This is a genomic window from Paraburkholderia sp. SG-MS1, from assembly GCF_012275575.1.
Classification (GTDB): Bacteria; Pseudomonadota; Gammaproteobacteria; order Burkholderiales; family Burkholderiaceae; genus Paraburkholderia.
On sequence record NZ_NPIH01000274.1, the window covers coordinates 93627 to 112895 of the forward strand.

A 19269-nucleotide genomic window follows, 5' to 3' on the forward strand; every position below is an offset into this window, starting at 1 on the left:
CCCGTTCACTTCTTGTAGATCCGCTTGCGCGTCTGCTCGAGTTGCGCGAGCACGTCGTCGAGCTTGGTGGGATCGGAGACGAACTGTTGCATCCCCTTCATCCCCTCGTCGGCCATTTCCTTGGTCATATCCCGATCGTAGAACTGCGCAATGCCGCCCTTCGTATTCGCGAGAATCTGGAAGCCGATCTTCGAGATCGGGTCTTCAGGTTCGGGCGACTTGCTGTTCGCCGACAGCGAGCCGAGCCCGGTCGCCAGTTGCGCGCCGATCTGCGGCGTTTCGACGAAGGCGAGGAACGCGTGCGCATCCGCCTTGTTCTTCGCTTTCGACGGGATATGCAGCGATTCGACCGGGCCATCTTCCGCCGTCGGCACCTTCGGGTCGATCACCGGGAACTGGAAGTAGCCCATTTGCGGCTTCACGTTCGCCGGGAAACCAGCCGTGATGAAGGTGCCCATCAGCATCATCGCGGCCTTGCCCTGGAACAGGAACGGCTGCACCGAGTCCAGATCGTAGGAGAGCGAATTGTCGATGAAATAGCCGGCGTCCAGCAGTTGCTTCCATGTCGTGTAGACCTTCTTCACGCGCGGATCGGTGTACGGAATCTCACCGGCCATCAGCTTCTGATGGAACGCATTGCCGTTCAGACGCAGGTCGAGATAATCGAACCAGCCGGCGAGCGTCCACGCGTCACGGCCTGCGACGGCGATCGGCGTGATACCCGCGGCTTTCAGCTTCTTCGCAGCGTCGAGAAACTCATCCCACGTTTTCGGCTCGCCCTTCACGCCGGCTTTATCGAGCAGATCCTTGCGATAGAACATGCCCCACGAGTAGTACACCGTCGGCGCGGCGTATTGCTTGCCCTTATACGACGACGCTTCTTTGGTCGACGCATACATGTCGTTCCAGCCGTTCTTCGCCCAATCGCCGCTCAGATCTTCGAACAGGCCGCGCTGCGCGTAATACGCCATCCGCTCGCCGTCATGCCAGTTGACGATATCGGGCGCGACGGTGGAGAGCCAGCCGGGCAACTGCACCTTGTACGCCTCTTCATCGATGAACGACACTTTCACGTCCACCCCGGGATGCGTCTTCTTGAACTGGTCGATCACCGACTGCCACACCGCGCGTTGGCTTGCGCCCTTGAACGCGATATTCACCGCGAGCGTACCGGCCTGCGAAGCCGTGCTGACGACCGATGCCCCCGCTGCCGCCGCAGCCAACGCGAATGCCAACAGAATCTTGCGTGGTTTCAGTTTCATGCTGCCTGTCTCCTTTATGCCTTGATTGAGCGTCGTTGTTTGTTACTGCGTGGAATCCTCTTCAAGCTCCTCGCTTCGGCGCATCAGCGCGACCGGTAGACTGCCACATCTTGCGGCGCGAGCGTGCGTGAACCGATCACGAAAGCGTCGTCAGCCACGTCACCGAGCGTATGAATGGCGTCGCCGTAGTTGAACGCGTAGGTCAACGCGCCGCGCCGGGCGACGCGCACGCTCTCACCAAGTTGCATAGTCGCGACACCGGCCTCCTGCGCGATCCGCTCGAACAGTCGCACCGTGAGCGCGTCGTCGAACAGACTCGCAAAGTAATGAAACGCGCCGCCGCGCACATACGCGGGATGGCCATCCGCAAAACGGGCGCGCACGTCGAGCGCGGCTGCCCCATCGCTATCGATGAAATCGCGCCAGTGACGCGCGTAGCCGTCGTCATTGCCCGTCTTTTTGCTGTCAGCGAGACGCACGCCGTCGGTCACATTCGGCCGCATCGATTCGACACGCCACACGCGCGCCGGCAGCACGGAGGCCAGCGGGCCCGGCGGCAGCTTCGCCGGAATCCGCAGTTCGGGCGTCTTCGAACCGGTACGCGGACCGAGCACCACCTGCGCGCCCGAGCGGGCGAGGCGCGCCGCGAAATCGTCGGGCACGACCGGCAACGGCGGCACGACAATCAGACTGTAGCCATCGAACGGCGCGTTCACCGGCACGACGTCGACATCGAGGCCGAGTGCACGCAACGCCGAGTAATACTCGAACGCGAAGCGCGGATAGTGAAAGTCCGCCCCTTGCGGATGAATCTCGAACAGCCACTTCGCCTCGTAGTCATAGACGAGCGCGACCTTCGAACGGATTGTGGCGTTGGCATCGGCATTCGCGGCGAGCACCGTGCGAATCTCGTCCGCCACCTGAGCCGCCTCGTTGCCGCCGACGTCGAGCCGGTTGTCCGGCGTGTTCAGCCCCGCGTGCATCTGTTCCTGCGCGAACGGCGCCTGACGCCAGCGGAAGTACGACACGCAGCCCGCGCCGTGCGCGAACGCCTCCCAACTCCACAAGCGCACCATACCCGGCAGCGGCGCCGGATTCCACAGCGCCCAGTTCACCGGACCCGGCTGTTGCTCCATCACCCAGAACGGCAGCTTCGACATGCCGCGATACACGTCGTGATTGAACGACGCGAAGTCGGGATGGCCGCTGCGCAGCCAGCGCGCCTTCACGTCCGGCGCGAACCATTGCTCTTCGAGCGCGCCGAGCGGATAGCTGTCCCAGCTCGCGACGTCGAGATCGGCCGCAACCTTGTAGTGATCGAACTCGGTGAAGAGCTGCATGAAGTTGTGCGCGACCGGGCGGCCCGGCGAATGCGCGCGAATGATCTCGACCTGCATGCGGTTGTAGCGCACCACTTCGTCGGAAGCGAAACGCCGGTAATCGAGGCGGTGGGAAGGATGCGCTTCGGTGACTGTTGCCACCGGTGCGTCGATCTCATCGAAGCTGCGGTACTCCATGCTCCAGAACACCGTGCCCCACGCGTCGTTCAATGCCTCAATCGTGCGATAGCGTGCCTTCAGCCATTCGCGAAAGCGCTGCACGGCCGCCGGCGAATAGCTGACTACCGTGTGATGGCAGCCAAACTCGTTGTCGGTCTGCCAGTACGCGACTGCCGGATGCTTGCCGTAACGCTCGGCCACCGCCGTGCAGATGCGTTGCGATTCTTCGAAATACGACGGCGACGAAAAATCATAATGACGCCGCGAGCCGAATGCGCGCGGCCGTCCGTCTGCGCCGATCGGAAGAATGTCAGGATAACGATCGATCAGCCACTTGGGCGGCGTTGCGGTCGGCGTGCACATGACGATCTTCAGCCCGGCCGCGCCCAGCACGTCGATCGCGCGATCAAGCCAGCCCCAGTCGTATTCGCCGGGCGTCGGCTCCATACGGCTCCATGCGAATTCGGCGATCCGCACCTGCTCGATGCCGAGCGCTTTCATGCGGCGGGCGTCGTCTTCCCACATCGACTCCGGCCAGTGTTCCGGGTAATAACAGACTCCAAGGCGCATCCCAATGTCCCCTAACGTTATGCGTAGTGTTCGACGGATTCGAGCGAAACGGCCGCAAAGCCGTCTTCTGTAAACAGATGGCAGGCGACGCGGGGTACGCGCAAGTGCGCAGCGTCCCCGGGTACCAGGCGCGTATCGCCCGGCGCTTTGGCGATCAGCACGGCGCCGCCGGGCTGATCGAGGTGAACGTAGCTGTGTTCGCCGAGTTGCTCGACGAGCGATACGGTGCGCGCGAGCACACCGTCGGCAGACCCGGCAGTTGAAGCGGACGATGCGTCGACGAACTCCAGATGCTCGGGACGTACGCCGAGCGTGACCGTTTGCCCGCTTTGCAGCCCTTCGCCGCTGACCGGCACGCGCAAGTCTTCAGCGGTGTGGTCGAGCATGATGGCCACGCCTTGCGGATCGATCGACGTCACTTTGCCCGGCAGGAAATTCATCCGGGGCGAGCCGATGAAACCGGCCACGAAGCGGCTCTTCGGACGGTGATACAACTCGAGCGGCGCGCCGATCTGCGCCACGCTACCGTAGCGCTCGGTGTCCTTGCCTGCATGCAGCAGCACGATCTTGTCGGCGAGCGTCATCGCCTCGATCTGGTCGTGCGTCACGTAGACCACGCTCGCCTTGGCGAACTGCTTGTGCAGCCGCGCGATCTCGACACGGGTCTGCCCGCGCAACGTAGCGTCGAGATTGGACAACGGTTCGTCGAACAGAAACACGCCGGGCTCGCGCACGATGGCCCGGCCGATCGCGACGCGCTGCCGCTGCCCGCCCGACAATGCCTTGGGCCGCCGTTCGAGCAACGCCTCGAGTTGCAGGATGCGCGCGGCTTCACGCACCTTGCGGTCGATTTCGTCTTTCGGGGTTTTGGCGAGCTTGAGGCCGAAGGCCATGTTCTCGAACACCGTCATGTGCGGAAACAGCGCGTAGCTCTGGAACACCATCGCCACGCCGCGCTGCGCAGCGGGTACGTCGTTGACGAGCTTGCCGCCGATCGACAGGTCGCCGTCGCTGACGTCTTCGAGACCGGCGATCATCCGCAGCAAGGTGGACTTGCCGCACCCCGACGGGCCGAGAAACACGCAGAACTCGTTCTCCGCGATCTCGAGATCGACGTCGCGGATCACCAGCGCGCCATCGCCATACGCCTTCTGCACCCCTCTTAACGAAATGCTCGCCATTGCATCGACTCCGTGATTTAATCACCTCGAAGTCGGAGATTAAGCGCTTAATCAGCGGACCCGAAAAAATCGATCGCTTGCGATCGTTGGGTCCGGCCGGTCTCCGATATCGATTGTTTGTGCGACAGATGGTGCCGCGCCTTGCGCCGCGACGCAAATGTCGAACAGCCATCCCAAATATTGAAAACACCATGCCCACACTTAGCGAAGTCGCGCGTCATGCCGGCGTCACCCCTGCGACCGTCTCGAACGTGTTGCGCAACCGCGGCCGCGTCGGTGCGACGACCCGGCAGCGGGTGCTCGATGCCGTCGAGGCGCTTGGCTATCGCCCGCATCTGGCCGCCCGCGCGCTCGCCGAAGGCCGCGCGCCGACGCTTGCGCTGATGGTATCGAGCATCGCCAATCCGTTCTATCCGGAGTTCGCGCTCGCCGTCGAACGCGCGGCGCGCACGAGCGGCCATTTCGTGATCATCTGCAATACGAACGAAGATCCGTTGAGCGGCCGCGCGTATCTCGACCAGATTGCAGGCACGCTGTCCGAGGGCGTGCTCGTGACGAACGCAAATCTCGACTTCGCCGACCTTCATACGACCGAAGCGCGCGGCACGCCAGTGGTGCTGTGCATGTGGGAACGGCCGCACGAACCGCCCGGGCTGCCGTGCGTCGCGGTCGACTTCCGGCGCGCCGGCGAACTGGCCGGCGCGCATCTGCTGGAACTTGGGCATCGGCGGATCGGCGCAATTGTCGGCAGCAAGGCTTCGGGCATTCATGCGGCCCGCTACGAGGGTTTCGTCGATGCGCTGCGCGCGGCGGGCGCGCCGAAGAACCGCGTCCGGCATGCGGCCGATACGATTCATGGCGGCTACGTCGCGGCGCGTGCGCTGCTCGAAGCCGATCCAAAGCTCACCGCGATCTTCGCGACCAACGACCTGCCTGCGCTCGGCGCGATGCACGCCGCCGCCGATCTCGGCTTGAGCGTTCCCGGCGAGCTGTCAGTGATCGGCATCACCGACATTCAACTCGCGCGCGACTCGCGGCCCGCGTTGACCACAGTGGCCGTACCTACGGTCGAGGTGGCTGGACTGGCAGTCTCGCTGCTGCGCGAGCTGATCGAGTCGTCGTATGGCCAGGCAAGGCGCGGCGCAGCCGACGTGCCGATGCGGGTCTCTTCCCCGCCCGAACTTGTCGTGCGGGCCTCCACGGGTGCGCCGCGCGCGCGGTGATGCGGCCGTAAAAGCAGCGCAGTCTTTCATGATCGGCTGCCAATTCGTAGGGATGCCAGGAGTCGCGCAGCGGATGCTACAGCGCGTCGTCACGCAACTCGAGACGAAACGGCAAACGGTTCTGCCGCGACATCGACCTCTCCACGCGCTCGTATCTCGCCGCAACACGGCAGCGGCAATCACCTCGCCGCCACCGCGTTCGCTGCGCACGTCACGGTTCGCTCAATAGCCACGCGACGCCTACCGTTTTCCGGCAAAAATCGCATCATTCAGACGTCAAACACCTTTCGAATGAGCCAGGACTTTCCCGAAGCCCTGATCCTTCACCTTGCAGCGCACCACAGCCTGTAAGCCTCTCCCGACAAGGGCTGCCGCCTCGCGGCGTGCTCGCGCGCGTCAACGTCCCGGCGAAATTCTGCCTTGACGCAAGTCAGCACGCCTGCTGTACTAAATCAACCAAAGTGATTTAGGGGAGCAGTGTTCACCGTCACCGCCACGAGCGGCCACTTCACATCAACGCAATAACCCTGGTTGTCGACCGGCAGCGTTTCGCATCCGCCGCCGGCAGCCAGTAGTGCAGAACGTCGTCGCCAACAACCGGAGGAGCGTCCCATGAATCAGCATTCCCGCAGGCATCCTGTCGTCAGGAAAATCGTGTCGATGTGCGTCGCGGCATCGGCGGTGTGGTGTGCGAGCGCGAGCCAGGCCGCCGACCAGCCGGTCGTCGGCCTGATCACCAAGACCGACACCAACCCGTTCTTCGTGAAGATGAAACAGGGTGCCGAAGCGGCCGCCTCGAAAAGCGGCGCGAAACTGATCAGCGCCGCCGGCAAGTTCGACGGCGACAACGCAAGCCAGGTCACCGCGATCGAAAACATGATGACGGCCGGCGCGAAAGCGATTCTGATCACGCCGAGCGACACAAAGGCAATCGTGCCGAGCATCAGAAAAGCACGCGCCGCCGGCGTGATGGTGGTCGCACTCGATACGCCGACCGATCCGCAGGACGCCACCGACGCCCTCTTCGCTACCGACAACTTCAAGGCGGGCGTGCTGATCGGCAAATACGCAAAGGCCGCGCTGAACGGCAAACCCGCGAAGATCGCCACGCTCGATCTCGCGCCCGGCGTATCGGTCGGCGTGCTGCGTCATAACGGCTTTCTGGAAGGCTTCGGTGTGAAGGAAGGCGACCCGTCGGTCGTCTGCAGCCAGGATACGCGCGGCGATCAGGCGAAGGGCCAGACGGCGATGGAGAACTGCCTGCAGAAATCGCCGGATATCAACGTGGTCTACACGATCAACGAACCGGCCGCGGCGGGCGCGTATCGAGCGCTCAAGGCGGCGGGCAAGGACAAGAGCGTGATGATCGTTTCGATCGACGGTGGCTGCGAAGGCGTGCGCAACGTGAAGGCCGGTTCGATCGCCGCGACCTCGCAGCAGTATCCGCTGAAGATGGCCGCACTCGGGGTGGACGCCGGGGTCGAGTACGCGAAGACCGGCAAGAAAGTCTCCGGCTATCAGGACACGGGCGTGACGCTGATTACCGACAAGCCGATGTCCGGCATCGACAGCAAGGATACGAAGTTCGGCCTCGACAACTGTTGGGGCAACAAGTAACGCGCACTGTGTGACGTGCCCGCCGCGGCGGGCCGCAATCTGATTTGCCGCGTGGCCCGTATGGCACGCTCATGTATCGAGGACATCATCATGTCGACTCCTTCCGCGCCCGCGGGCCATTCACGCACTCTCGCCGACCGTCTGCCGTCGCTTGCCGAGGTCGGTCCGCTGATCGCGCTGGTGCTGGCATGCGGCTTCTTCATTTCGCAGAGCAGCCGCTTCCTGTCGTTCCAGAACCTCTCGCTGATCCTGCAACAGACCATGGTGGTCGCGGTCATTGCCATCGGTCAGACGTTGATCGTGCTGACTGGCGGTATCGATCTGTCGTGCGGCATGGTGATGGCGTTCGGCTCGATCATCATGACCAAATTCGCGGTCACGCTCGGCGTGCCGCCGATTCTCGCCATCCTGTGCGGGATCGCCGCGAGCACCTTGTTCGGCGCGCTCAACGGCGTATTGATCACGCGCATCAAACTGCCCGCCTTCATCGTCACGCTGGGGACGTTGAACATCGCGTTCGCGCTCACGCAGATCTATTCGAATGCGGAGAGCGTGTCGAACCTGCCCGACGCGATCATGTTCTTCGGCAACACGTTCAAGCTCGGTCCGGCGGACGTTACGTACGGCACCGTCCTCACGCTGCTGATGTATCTCGCCACCTGGTTCGTGCTGCGCGACACGGTGCCGGGGCGTCACTTATATGCGCTCGGCAACAACGCAGAAGCTGCGCGTTTGATGGGCCTCTCTTCGCAGAAGATCCTGCTCACGGTGTACTCGCTGGCCGGCGCGATCTACGGTATCGCCGCGCTGCTGTCGGTATCGCGCACGGGCGTCGGCGATCCGCAGGCGGGGCAAACCGAGAACCTCGACAGCATTACCGCGGTCGTGCTCGGCGGCACGAGTCTGTTCGGCGGACGCGGCTCGATTGTCGGCACCTTGCTCGGTGCGTTGATCGTCGGCGTGTTTCGCAATGGCTTGACGCTGATCGGTGTTTCTTCGGTCTACCAGGTGTTGATCACCGGCATGCTGGTGATTCTCGCGGTGGCCGCGGACAAACTCTCTCACCGCCGCGGTTGAGTACTCACGGCACTTGTCTTGCATGGAGCCCGTCATGTCGACACCTATTTCCGCTTCCTCCACGATGCCCGTTCTGCAGGCGCGCGGACTCGTCAAACGTTATGGCAACGTAACCGCGCTCGATGGTTGCGATTTCGAAGTGCTGCCCGGAGAAATTCTCGCGGTGATCGGCGACAACGGCGCAGGCAAATCGTCGTTGATCAAGGCGCTGTCCGGCGCGACCGTGCCGGACGAAGGCGAGATACTGCTCGACGGCAAACCGGTCAGATTCCGCAGCCCGCTGGATGCGCGCGCGCAAGGCATCGAAACCGTGTACCAGGAACTCGCGGTCGCGCCGGCGATGAGCATCGCCGAGAACCTGTTCCTCGCCCGCGAACTGCTCAAGCCGGGCTGGCGCGGCTCGCTCTTCAAAATGATCGACAAGCGCCGCATGCTCGAAGAAGCGACTGCGCATATGAAGGACCTGCAGATCGGCATCCGTTCGATGCGCCAGGCGGTCGAAACGCTGTCGGGCGGCCAGCGTCAGGGCGTCGCGGTGGCGCGCAGCGCGGCCTTTGCACGCCACGTGGTGATTCTCGACGAACCCACCGCCGCGCTCGGCGTGAAGGAGGGCAACATGGTGCTCGAACTGATCCGGCGCGTGCGCGATCGCGGGCTACCGGTGATTCTCATCAGCCACAACATGCCGCACGTGTTCGAAGTCGCCGATCGCATTCATATTCAACGGCTCGGCCGGCGCGCGGCGCTCGTCAACCGGAGCGATGTGCACATGTCGGAGGCGGTTGCGATCATGACTGGCGCAAAGGAAGCAGACGTCAAGGCGATTGCATGACGCGCGCCTCCTGCTGAGCGGATTCGCGACGATGGATACCACCGGCGCTCGCTCCCCGCTCAAACGCACGGTCGGCTCGAATCAGGTCGGCATGCGTCAATTCAACGAACGCATCGTGCTGCAGGCGATCCGCCTGCACGGGCCGCTGCCGAAAGCCGACGTGGGCCGCCTCACGCGTCTGTCGATGCAGACAGTGTCGATGATCGTCGACCGTCTGATCGACGACGGCCTGCTCGAAAAACAGGCGCGCGTGCGCGGCAGGATCGGCCAACCGTCGGTGCCGATCGCGTTGCGCGCGGGCGGCGCATATACCATCGGCATCAAGGTGGGACGCCGCAGCCTTGACGTGCTGGCGATGGATTTTGCCGGTCATGTGGTGTGCCGCGATGTATTCGAGTATGCCTATCCCGATCCGCGCACGCTGTTTCCCGCGCTCGAAGGCAGACTCGCACGCGTAAAGCGCACGCTCGGCGCGAACGCCGCCAAGGTAGTCGGCGTGGGCGTCGCGGCGCCGCTGTGGCTAGGCGGCTGGCGCGACTTTCTCGGCGCGCCGCCGGACGCGCTCGACGCCTGGAACGAGATCGACTTGCGCGCCCGCATCGCGACCATGACGGGCCTGCCGGTGGAGTTCGCCAAAGACACCACCGCTGCCTGCGCGGCCGAACTCGTGATGGGCCAGGGTCGCGGCATTCACAACTTCCTGTATCTGTTCGTCGGCACCTTCATCGGCGGCGGGCTCGTGATCGACGGACGCCTGCATGGCGGGCCGCATGACAACGCGGGCGCCGTTGGTTCGATTCCGCTGCGCGACGGCAGCGCGCGCAAACCCGCGCGGCAATTGCTGCACGCGGCTTCGGGCTTCGTGCTTGAAAAGCTGTTCAGCGACGCGGGCGCGTTGCCGGCCGCCGCACACGATCATCGCGCGCTGTCGCCGGAATTGTGGCGGCATACCGAACAATGGCTCGACAGCGCATGCCCGGCGATCGCCAGCGCGCTGACCAGTGCGGCCGCGTTGCTCGACCTCGAAGCGATCGTGATCGACGGCGAACTCGACCGGCAACTGGTGCGCGAAATCATTCGTCGCACCGAACGCGTGCTCGATCGCTTCGAATGGGAAGGGATGGTGCGTCCGCAATTGCTCGAAGGCGCGATCGGCGCCGATGCGCGTGCGATGGGCGGCGCGATTCTGCCGCTGTATGCGCATTTCGCGCCGGTGCATGAGCTGTTCCTGAAACCGGCGACGGACACGGATTATTGAGCGCTGCTCACAGCGTTCATTGCTGAAGGCAAATAACACGCCATCACAACGCTCGCGCCATCACTTCGCCGCCACCTTCGCCATCACACCCGTCTTCGGCTTCGGACTATCCAGTAGCGGCTGCAACACGGGCGCCATCGACTTCAACAACTGCACCGACAACGCACTGGTGAATTCATAACGCGCCGCATACGGTTCATGCACCCATGCGGTCAACGTGCCGTAGAAACGGTCACCCATCGCGAACACGAAAGTCGCGCTGCGGTTCACCTTGCGCGACTCGATCAGCCGCGCGCCTTTGGCATAGACATTCAAGCGCTGGTCGCCTGTACCCGTCTTGCCGTACACCGCCAGCGTCTGGCCGTCGGGGAACGTCATGCCTTGCGCGAGCCGCCGCGCCGTGCCGCCCGTCACGACATCGCGCAGCAGCGTTTTCATCACGCCGGCGATCTCCGGTGACAACTGCTGCTCGGGCGCGACCGCCGCGCGCTTGAAGTGGGTTTCGTACGGCGTGTCTTTCGCGAAGTCGAGTTGCGTGAGGCTTTCGGTCGGCACCTTGTTGCCGTCGTTGGCAATCACGCCGATTAGTTGCGCGAGTGCGGCAGGCCGATCGCCCGATGCGCCGATCGCCGCCGCATACGAAGGCGTGAGCGTCGTGAACGGATAGCCGAGCGCCTGCCACGATTTGCCGATCGCGTCGTACGCGCGCAGTTCCACCATCCGCTTGATGCGGCGATCCTGCGTGGCGTGATAACGCGTCTTGAAGAGCCACGAATAGGTCGACAGCCGCACGTCACGGCTCGCTTTCTGAATCTCGTCGAGCGTGGCGGCAGGATGCGCGCGCAAATAGTTGAGCGTCCACAGTTCGAGTGGATGGACACTCGCGATATAACCGCGGTCGTTCAGATTGAAGCGGTCGATCGCATACTTCGAGTACAGGTTCGCGAGATCTTCATCGTCGAGCATCGACGCGGCCGGGGTGTTCTTCAGCGCCGCGCGCATCTGCGCGTTGAACCACGCATTCGATTCGTCCGGTGCGACGCTGCGCAACACGGTTGCCACCTTCGGCGGCGACTTGCGCACGCCGAGCACCAGCAGCGCCAACGCCTGATCCGGCGTCTTGCCGTGATACTTCGTGTAGAAACGGTTCATGTACACGCGGCTTTCCTGATCGGCGAAACGCGTCAGATACATCTTGCGGATCGCCGGGTCGCCGAGCCATTGCGCTGAGGGCCCCGTCGTCTGCACCATTTCGTAGTGGACGATGTCGCGCATCAGCCGCACGAACACCAGATTGACCGAATGCTGGAATGCGCGATGCACCGTCAGGATGCGGCTGTTGTCGTCGGACTCGAAGTTGTTGAAGCTCTGCGCGCCGCCGCCCGTGTAAAACGTTTCGCCGGGGCTGGCCGAGTATTTGCGCTCCACGGCCGCATCGAGCATCGGCTGCAACGAACGGTCCGAGGTGTGCGCGAGATAGTCGAGCGCCCAGCGCGTCAGCTGGTCGGTCGGATCAGGCTTCACGGCTTTCAGCTCCGCTGTGCTCAGCGGTGCATAACGCGCGTGCAGGTCGGAGATGATCTGCAAATACGTGACCATGGTACGCAGTTTCGCTGTCGAACCGAGGTTCAGGCGCGCGCCGGAGTTGATGTCGAACGGCTGGTTCACGCTATCGGTTTGCACCCGCACGAGGTTCGCGCCGTCGCGCCGCTCGAACAGCGTGAAGCTATAGGCGATTTTCGACGGATCGTCAGACGGCCGCAGCATCTCGAAGCCGACGAGTCCCGCGGCTTTCGCGCCGTCGCGCGTCGAGGCGGCGGCGAGCCGTTCGCTGACAGCCTGCTGCACGGCGTTGTTGAGCGTGCCTCTGGCCTGCAGATCGAGACGGTCGAGTTCGTAGAAACTCGACATGCCGAGCGAGGCCAGCAGATGCGAGCGCATCGACGTGACGGCCTTGCGCGATACGAACGACCCGGCGCTCTGCGTAGCGACGGGCGCGCGATGCAGTTCGACATGCGCGGACAGCGCCGCATCGCGTAGCTCACCCGGCACCACGCCGCCGCTCGCCAACAAGCGCAGATAGCTGTCGGTCAGCCGTTCGAGCTCGCCATAGCCGCGATGCAGAAAATACGACGGCGCGCGTTGCGCGATCATTAGCGAGAGCACCTCGCGGAACGCCTTGCCCTGCTCCGCCAGGTTCTGTGCAGTCGAAGACGCATTCAGCAAGCGGTTGACGTCGCCGAAATCGCGTCCGTACCACGCGGCGAGGCCATCGCCGATGCCGTTAATTTCCCCGATCCCCGGTTGCGCAGCGAGCGGCACAGAATTCAGATAACGGACCACGATCTGCTGCCGCGCGGGCAACGTCTGCGGACCGTTCATATACGCTCGCACCGACGCCGATGCGATCTGCCGCAGTTTCTCCGGCGGTGTCGCCGTGCGGCCGCCCGCGGAGTGGCGGAATTTTTCGATCTGCGTGGCGAGCGTGCTGCCACCAGGCGCAGGCTGATGACTGTTGAAAACGCGCACGCCCTGGTCGGCCAACGCGCGGCTGAAGCGTCCCCAGTCGATTGCCGGATTGCGGTTCGGCTGATTGGGATCGAGTAGATAGCGGTCTTCGATGAACAGCAGCGAGTTCACGATGACCGGCGGGATGGCGTCGAAGCTGTCGTACACGTGGCCCGGAAAGCGGGCGTCGAAAAGCGGCGCGCCGGTGCCGTCGAAAAGCTGTAGCCCGGCAATGTCTTTTTCGGCGTATGGCAGGAAGAGACCGTTATCGGCCAGCGACAGCATCCGCTCGGAATCGCGTGCCTGCGCGCTGATTTCAAACCCGCGTTTCAGCAAACGTTGCTGGATCGAAGGCAGCAGTGCATAGCCGAGACGGCTGTCGTACGGGCCTTTGTCGGCTTGGGGAAAACGGATCGAATGGCTGGGACCGTCGGCGATGGAATAGCCCACGTCGCGAGTCAGTTCGGAGAGGTAGCGCGCCTGGAGCCGTGAGGTTTCGATCTCGACCTGCACGAAACGCGCCGCCCATGCCAGCCCGAGCAGCAACGCAGCCGCCAGCCCCCATTTGAACCACTTCCGCACTGGTGTCGTGCCGGTCGCGCGAAGCGGAAACCGAAGCAGTGGCCGATTCATGGCTGCTCTCCCCGAGCGATCGCCAGGCTTCCTAACCCGGCTGACTTCGGAGCCAGTGTAGCGCGGAACCTCGGGCCGCCATGGGTTCGGATTAACCCGACAGTGTCGCGGCTACAACACATCGTCGCGGCACATGGCAAAACGCGAATTAGCGTGAGATATTTGGGTCTTTCACGCGCCGGAATCGTGCCGCTTCAGGCGGCTTTGCGCTTTTGCGCCACCCATTTGCGCGTGGGCGCCGGCGCCGGCGCGTGCTCCAGCGCCGCGTCGCGTAACAACTCGATGAACTGTTCGGCCGGCGACGACAACACGCCGCCTTTGCGCGTCACCACGCCGAAGGTTTGTGACGGCGACTTGAGTTTGACGGGCACCACCCGCAGCATCTTCTGCCGGACGAACATCGCGGCAATCGCGGTCGGCAGCAGGGAAACCAGCTCGGGGCTGCTTTGCAGCAAGGCGACCGTGACAAACGTGGAGGCCGTCGAAATCGGGTTGTCCGGCATGTCGAGGCCGGCGAGATCCATCTCCCGTTCGAGCAGCGCGTGCAACGGCATGTGCGACGGGTACATCACCCAACGGTGGCCGGCCAGATCGCGCAACCGCACCTCCTTCCTCGGCAACGGCGGATGACCGTAGCCCACCACCACCGACAACGGCTCGTCGCCGAGCGGACGGTACTGATACTTTGACGGATCGGCCGCCACCGCCGCGCGGCCGATCACCAGATCGAGCCGGCCGTCGTCGAGTTGCAGCAGCATCCGCGCGCTGGTGTCTTCCATCACTTCGATCGACAGATTCGGCTGCCCCACATGCAGCCGGTTCAGCGCCGGCACCACGCACTCCGGAATCGCGCCCATGATCGCGCCCACCGCAAGCCGGCCGCCGCGCCCCGAGCGTATCTCGGCGACGTCCTGGCACAGCGCGGTCAGGTCCGTCGCGACGAGGCGCGCGTAGCGGATCACGCAGTGGCCCAGCTGATTCGGGATCATGCCGGTCTTCGAGCGTTCGAAGAGCGGCGCGTCGAGCATCGATTCCAGTTCCTGCAGTGCCTTGCTCGCCGCCGATTGCGTCATCGACATTGCGCCGGCGGCTTTGTGCAGGGACTTCAGGTCGTCGAGCGCGATCAGCAGTTGCAGCTGCTTCATGCGCAGTTTCGACAACAGCACGTTCAGAGTGTCTTTCATGGAACAAGTGTAAATTTCAGGAGGTGAGTCGTAAAAGCGATCACAAGATGGAAACAATTCAATATACCTGCGGCGCGGGCCGCCGTATAGTCGGCGGTGGAGACATTCAAACAGCTTCACCGATCATCCACGGACAACGACATCACCATGACCCAGGCATCGCATCCCACCGCATTGCGCGGCGTGTTCCCCGTCGCGCCGACCATCTTCGACGACGCCGGCCGGCTCGACCTCGAAGGCCAGAAACGCTGCATCGACTTCATGATCGACGCGGGTTCGAACGGGCTGTGCATTCTGGCTAACTTTTCTGAACAGTTCGCCCTGTCCGACGACGAGCGCAATACGCTGATGCACGTCGTACTCGAACACGTCGCGGGTCGCGTGCCGGTGATCGTCACGACCACGCATTTCAGCTCGTATCAGTGCGCGCAACGCAGCCGCAGCGCGCAGGCCGCAGGCGCCGCGATGGTGATGGTGATGCCGCCGTACCATGGCGCGACGATCCGTATCGGCGAGCGTGGCGTCTATGAGTTCTATCGTACGGTGTCCGATGCAATTCAGATTCCGATCATGATCCAGGACGCGCCGGTGAGCGGCACGCCGTTGTCGGCGCCGTTTCTCGCCCGCATGGCGCGCGAGATCGACAACGTGTCGTACTTCAAGATCGAAGTGCCGCAAGCCGCGAACAAGCTACGCGAGCTGATCGAACTGGGCGGCGATGCGATCGTGGGTCCGTGGGACGGCGAAGAAGCGATCACGCTGATGGCCGATCTGGATGCGGGCGCGACTGGGTCGATGACCGGCGGCGGTTATGCCGACGGCATCCGTCTGATCGTCGACGCCTATGCGGCCGGCGATACCGAAGCGGCCGCCGCGCGTTATCAGCAGTGGCTGCCGCTGATCAACTACGAAAACCGCCAGGGCGGGCTTGCCTCGTGCAAGGCGCTGATGAAGGAAGGCGGCGTGATCCGCTCGGATGCGGTGCGTCATCCGCTCCCGGCGATGCATCCGGCCACTCGCGAAGGTTTGCTGAAAGTCGCGCGGCGACTCGATCCGCTGGTGTTGCGCTGGGGTCGTTAAAAGGCGTTAGTCGGGCGCTGGTCGAAACGCGGCCGCGAATCCCTTCCGCTTCGAACGCTTGCCAGGCACTCGGCAAGGGTTCGAACCTTCACAGGAAGGAGCGCTACGCTCAAGCAACACCACGTCAAACCCGTCCGCGATGCCTTGTCCGTCCTGCATCGCGTGGCTCCGCGACCGGCTGCCGATTCGAGCCCGTGCAACGGCACTCCTCTACCTGCGCACGCTTCGTGCGTTCTTGCTCTTGCTATCCGATTAAGCCGCACCGCTTCGTTTGCGGTCGAGAGGCCGCACGCATAAGCGCAACGCCAGCCTCCGTTACCCTCCTTTGCCCCTCTGTTGCGCTATACGCATTCCATCGCCACACGGATGCACGCCGCGCGAAAAACCCGCATATAAGGCCGGGAAGAAAGTGAGTAACATAGGCCCGCAAGCCCACCCTACTTCTTTCCATGACCGCCGATCCTCGAGAACTGACGCCGGAGACCCTCGCCGAGTTGCTCGAACGCATTGCCAGGGAAGATGAAGCGGCGTTGCGCGAGCTCTATGAGCTCGCCGCCCCCAAACTGTTTGGTCTCGCGCTCCATATATTGAGCCGGCATGAGTGGGCCGAAGAAGTCTTACAGGAGAGCTTCGTCAATATCTGGCGCTTCGCCGGCGACTATCGCCGCGCCCTGTCCGCACCGATGACGTGGATGTCCGCGATCGTCCGACACCGTGCTCTCGATCACCTGCGACGGGTCGATACGCAGGAGACGCAATGGAGCGATGTGTTGAACGATCTCGTGGCAAGCAGCGATCCGGATCCCGAAGCGTTGACTGGGGTCAGCCTGCAGGCACGCCTGTTGGCCGGCTGCATGCAGCAGCTGGAACCGGCGCAGCGACAGGCGGTGGCGCTTGCCTACCTGCGCGATCGGAGCCATAGCGAGATCGCCGACATGCTGAGGGTGCCGCTCGGCACCATCAAATCCTGGATCAGACGCAGCCTCGCCAAACTGAAAACCTGTCTGGGAGGCGAGCAATGAATTTGACTCGCTATCCTCGGCTCGTCGATCTGCTGGCCGCCGAGTACGTGCTCGGCACGTTGCGCGGCGCCGCCCGGCGGCGCTTTCAACGGTATGCGGACCAGGATGCGTCGATCCGTACCGCGATCGACGCCTGGCAGCGGCACCTCGCGCCGATGGCCGAACTCGCCGAGCCGCGCATGCCGCCAGCGGCCGTGTGGGAAGCGATCGAGCGGCGTCTCGGCCTGCGCGCCGCGCGCGAAGCCGCGCGGCCGCGTAGTGGAGCGGCAACGCCGGCGCGTCCTTCGCGCGGACTAGTCGACAACCTCGCGTTCTGGCGCGGCTGGGCGATCGGCGCCACGGCGCTCGCCGCCATCGCCGTGGTGGTCGCGGTGCGCGCGCTGTTGCCGGCCGCGTCAGTCCCGACTGCGCCGACACCTGCGCCGACCATCGCGCAGAAACCGGCACCGTCCGTGTCGCATGTCGCCGTGCTCAACAGCACGGACGCGCGTCCGGTCATGCTGCTCGCGTGGGACGAAGGCCGCTCGACGATGACGCTCCAACCGCTCGGCAAGGTCGACGTGCCGCCCGGCCGCACGATGGAGCTGTGGGGCATTCCGGCGAATGGGCATCCGGTGTCACTCGGCTTGCTGCCGGACAGCGCGACCGGCACGGTCACCGCGGGTCAGCAAAAGCCTGAGAATTACGAGGCGCTTGCGGTATCGATCGAAGCGCCGGGCGGCTCGCCGGACCACCATGCGCCGAGTGGTCCGGTCGTGTTGACGGGCAAGCTGCTGCCGGTGTCGTAAGCTGGGGTCTTTAGCCGTATGGCGAGGCCGGCGTTCGCTGCGTGCGGGTGCTGGACATTTGTTTGGAGTGTTGAGTGTTGAGCGCCGAGCGATGCCGCGACGCTGCGCCCCTTCGTTGTCACTCCACCCGAGCGCAACTGGACGCGAGCGCGCGATTGCGGGTACCTTAGCCCCATGCAAAGCTTTTACGAAGCCACCGTCACCCGCCCATCCACCTATGCGCCGCTGGCCGGCCAGCGCAGCGCCCCTGTTTGCATCATTGGCGGCGGGCTCGCTGGCCTCTCGACGGCGTTGGGACTCGCGGAGCGCGGCGTCGGCGAGGTGGTCGTCCTCGAAGCGCAGCAGGTGGGCTTCGGCGCATCGGGACGCAATGGCGGCTTTGTGTTCGGCGGCTACAGCCTCGATTGCGCCGACCTGCTGAAATCCCTCGGCCCCGCTCACGCCCGCGAACTCTATACGCTGACCACCGACGCTGTCGATCTGATGCGCCAGCGCATTGCGCGCTACCGGATCGATTGCGATGCAACCGATGCCGGCGTGATCCTCGCGAACTGGTTCGACGAACCGGCGCGCCTCGATGCGCAGCGGCGCCTGATGCGCGAATCGTTCGGCGTCGAATGGGAACCCGTGCCGGCCGCGCAACTCGCTTCGCAACTGAAGACGCGCCGCTATCACGGCGGCCTGTTCGAGCGCAACGCGTTCCATTTTCATCCGCTCAAGTACGTGCTCGGCGTCGCTGATGCCGCGGCGCGCGCGGGCGTCACGATCCACGAGCACTCGCCGGTCGTGCGCCTGCAGCGCGCGGGCGCGGGCTTCGTCGTGCACACGCCGCAAGGCGCGCTCGACGCGCGCCACGTCGTGATGGCGGGGGGCGGCTACGCGCGCAACGTCTACGCGCGCGTTGAACGCGCGGTGCTGCCGATCGCCACCTACGTGATGGCGACCGAACCGCTCGGCGCGCGCCTGCACGATGCGATCGACACGCGCGCCGCCGTCTACGACACCCGCTTCGCGTTCGACTACTACCGGCCCTTGCCCGACACGCGCATTCTGTGGGGCGGCCGCATCTCGGTGCGCGACCGCTCGCCCGACACGATCGCGCGACTGCTGCGGCGCGATCTGCTCAAGGTCTATCCGCAATTGCGCGATGTGCGGATCGAGTACGCCTGGGGCGGCCTGATGAGCTACGCGCGGCACAAGATGCCGCAAATCGGCCGCAGCGCGGACGGCGTCTGGTACGCGGTCGGTTTCGGCGGACACGGCATGGCGCCGACCACCGTGTCCGGCGAACTGCTCGCGGCGGCCATTGCCGGCGAGCGTCCGGTGCCCGACGCGTTCGCGCGCTTCGGCCTGACACCCGCCTTCGGCGCGCTCGGTCTCGCCGCCGCGCAACTGACCTACACCACGATGCAGACGCGCGACGCGCTCGCCGCGCGCCGCCGGCCCACGCGCTCCGTCGTCTGACCATCCCAATACGCCGCCACTTATGCCCGAGACCCGCGCCAGAGGCCAGTTTCGCCATGCTAGAATGCGCC

14 protein-coding genes are annotated in these 19269 nt (G+C 64.3%); 9 read left to right on the forward strand and 5 right to left on the reverse strand.

Features of this window, described 5'->3' with window-relative positions; translation table 11 throughout:
- Positions 1 to 5: 5 nt before the first annotated feature.
- From CIC12_RS28020 to CIC12_RS28030, 3 genes are all read right to left on the reverse strand, one after another.
- On the reverse strand, positions 6 to 1262 hold the full coding sequence (locus tag CIC12_RS28020) for an ABC transporter substrate-binding protein (protein ID WP_168669029.1): 1257 nt from the start codon (positions 1260 to 1262) through the stop codon (positions 6 to 8).
- Between the two features lie 83 nt (positions 1263 to 1345).
- The gene (locus CIC12_RS28025; RefSeq protein WP_168669031.1) at positions 1346 to 3331 is read right to left on the reverse strand and encodes a beta-galactosidase; all 1986 of its coding nucleotides are present in this window, start codon (positions 3329 to 3331) and stop codon (positions 1346 to 1348) included.
- 17 nt (positions 3332 to 3348) lie between these two features.
- A complete protein-coding gene (locus CIC12_RS28030; protein ID WP_168669033.1) occupies positions 3349 to 4512 on the reverse strand; it encodes an ABC transporter ATP-binding protein in 1164 nt (387 codons plus the stop codon).
- A gap of 191 nt (positions 4513 to 4703) precedes the next feature.
- On the opposite strand from CIC12_RS28030, the gene CIC12_RS28035 reads away from it, so the two are divergent.
- The 5 genes from CIC12_RS28035 to CIC12_RS28055 all read left to right on the forward strand — a co-directional run bounded on the left by CIC12_RS28035 (position 4704) and on the right by CIC12_RS28055 (position 10519).
- Positions 4704 to 5735 carry a LacI family DNA-binding transcriptional regulator gene (locus tag CIC12_RS28035; RefSeq protein ID WP_168669035.1) on the forward strand — a complete coding sequence of 344 codons (1032 nt, stop codon included), beginning with the start codon at positions 4704 to 4706 and terminating at the stop codon, positions 5733 to 5735.
- Positions 5736 to 6347: 612 nt separating this feature from the next.
- Positions 6348 to 7352 (forward strand): sugar ABC transporter substrate-binding protein, encoded by a 1005-nt coding sequence (locus CIC12_RS28040; protein ID WP_168669037.1) that lies wholly within the window; start codon positions 6348 to 6350, stop codon positions 7350 to 7352.
- A gap of 90 nt (positions 7353 to 7442) precedes the next feature.
- On the forward strand, positions 7443 to 8429 hold the full coding sequence (locus CIC12_RS28045; RefSeq protein ID WP_168669039.1) for an ABC transporter permease: 987 nt from the start codon (positions 7443 to 7445) through the stop codon (positions 8427 to 8429).
- 34 nt (positions 8430 to 8463) lie between these two features.
- Positions 8464 to 9261 carry an ATP-binding cassette domain-containing protein gene (locus CIC12_RS28050; protein WP_168669041.1) on the forward strand — a complete coding sequence of 266 codons (798 nt, stop codon included), beginning with the start codon at positions 8464 to 8466 and terminating at the stop codon, positions 9259 to 9261.
- Positions 9262 to 9292: 31 nt separating this feature from the next.
- Positions 9293 to 10519: an ROK family transcriptional regulator gene (locus CIC12_RS28055; protein ID WP_168669043.1), complete on the forward strand. Its 1227-nt coding sequence runs from the start codon at positions 9293 to 9295 to the stop codon at positions 10517 to 10519.
- A 60-nt stretch (positions 10520 to 10579) separates the two neighbouring features.
- Here CIC12_RS28055 and CIC12_RS28060 read toward each other — a convergent pair whose 3' ends face one another.
- Together CIC12_RS28060 and CIC12_RS28065 are read right to left on the reverse strand one after the other, a co-directional pair.
- Positions 10580 to 13660, reverse strand: coding sequence for a transglycosylase domain-containing protein (locus CIC12_RS28060; RefSeq protein WP_168669045.1), 3081 nt, complete (start codon positions 13658 to 13660; stop codon positions 10580 to 10582).
- A 194-nt stretch (positions 13661 to 13854) separates the two neighbouring features.
- Positions 13855 to 14844: a LysR family transcriptional regulator gene (locus tag CIC12_RS28065; RefSeq protein ID WP_168669047.1), complete on the reverse strand. Its 990-nt coding sequence runs from the start codon at positions 14842 to 14844 to the stop codon at positions 13855 to 13857.
- A gap of 147 nt (positions 14845 to 14991) precedes the next feature.
- Here CIC12_RS28065 and CIC12_RS28070 point away from each other — a divergent pair, with 147 nt between their 5' ends.
- From CIC12_RS28070 to CIC12_RS28085, 4 genes are all read left to right on the forward strand, one after another.
- Positions 14992 to 15924: a dihydrodipicolinate synthase family protein gene (locus tag CIC12_RS28070; protein ID WP_168669049.1), complete on the forward strand. Its 933-nt coding sequence runs from the start codon at positions 14992 to 14994 to the stop codon at positions 15922 to 15924.
- Positions 15925 to 16373: 449 nt separating this feature from the next.
- Positions 16374 to 16946, forward strand: coding sequence for an RNA polymerase sigma factor (locus CIC12_RS28075; protein WP_168669051.1), 573 nt, complete (start codon positions 16374 to 16376; stop codon positions 16944 to 16946).
- Positions 16943 to 17734 (forward strand): anti-sigma factor, encoded by a 792-nt coding sequence (locus tag CIC12_RS28080; RefSeq protein ID WP_168669053.1) that lies wholly within the window; start codon positions 16943 to 16945, stop codon positions 17732 to 17734. The genes CIC12_RS28075 and CIC12_RS28080 overlap by 4 nt, the downstream gene beginning before the upstream one ends.
- A 174-nt stretch (positions 17735 to 17908) precedes the next feature.
- Positions 17909 to 19198 carry an NAD(P)/FAD-dependent oxidoreductase gene (locus CIC12_RS28085; RefSeq protein ID WP_168669055.1) on the forward strand — a complete coding sequence of 430 codons (1290 nt, stop codon included), beginning with the start codon at positions 17909 to 17911 and terminating at the stop codon, positions 19196 to 19198.
- Positions 19199 to 19269: the final 71 nt, after the last annotated feature.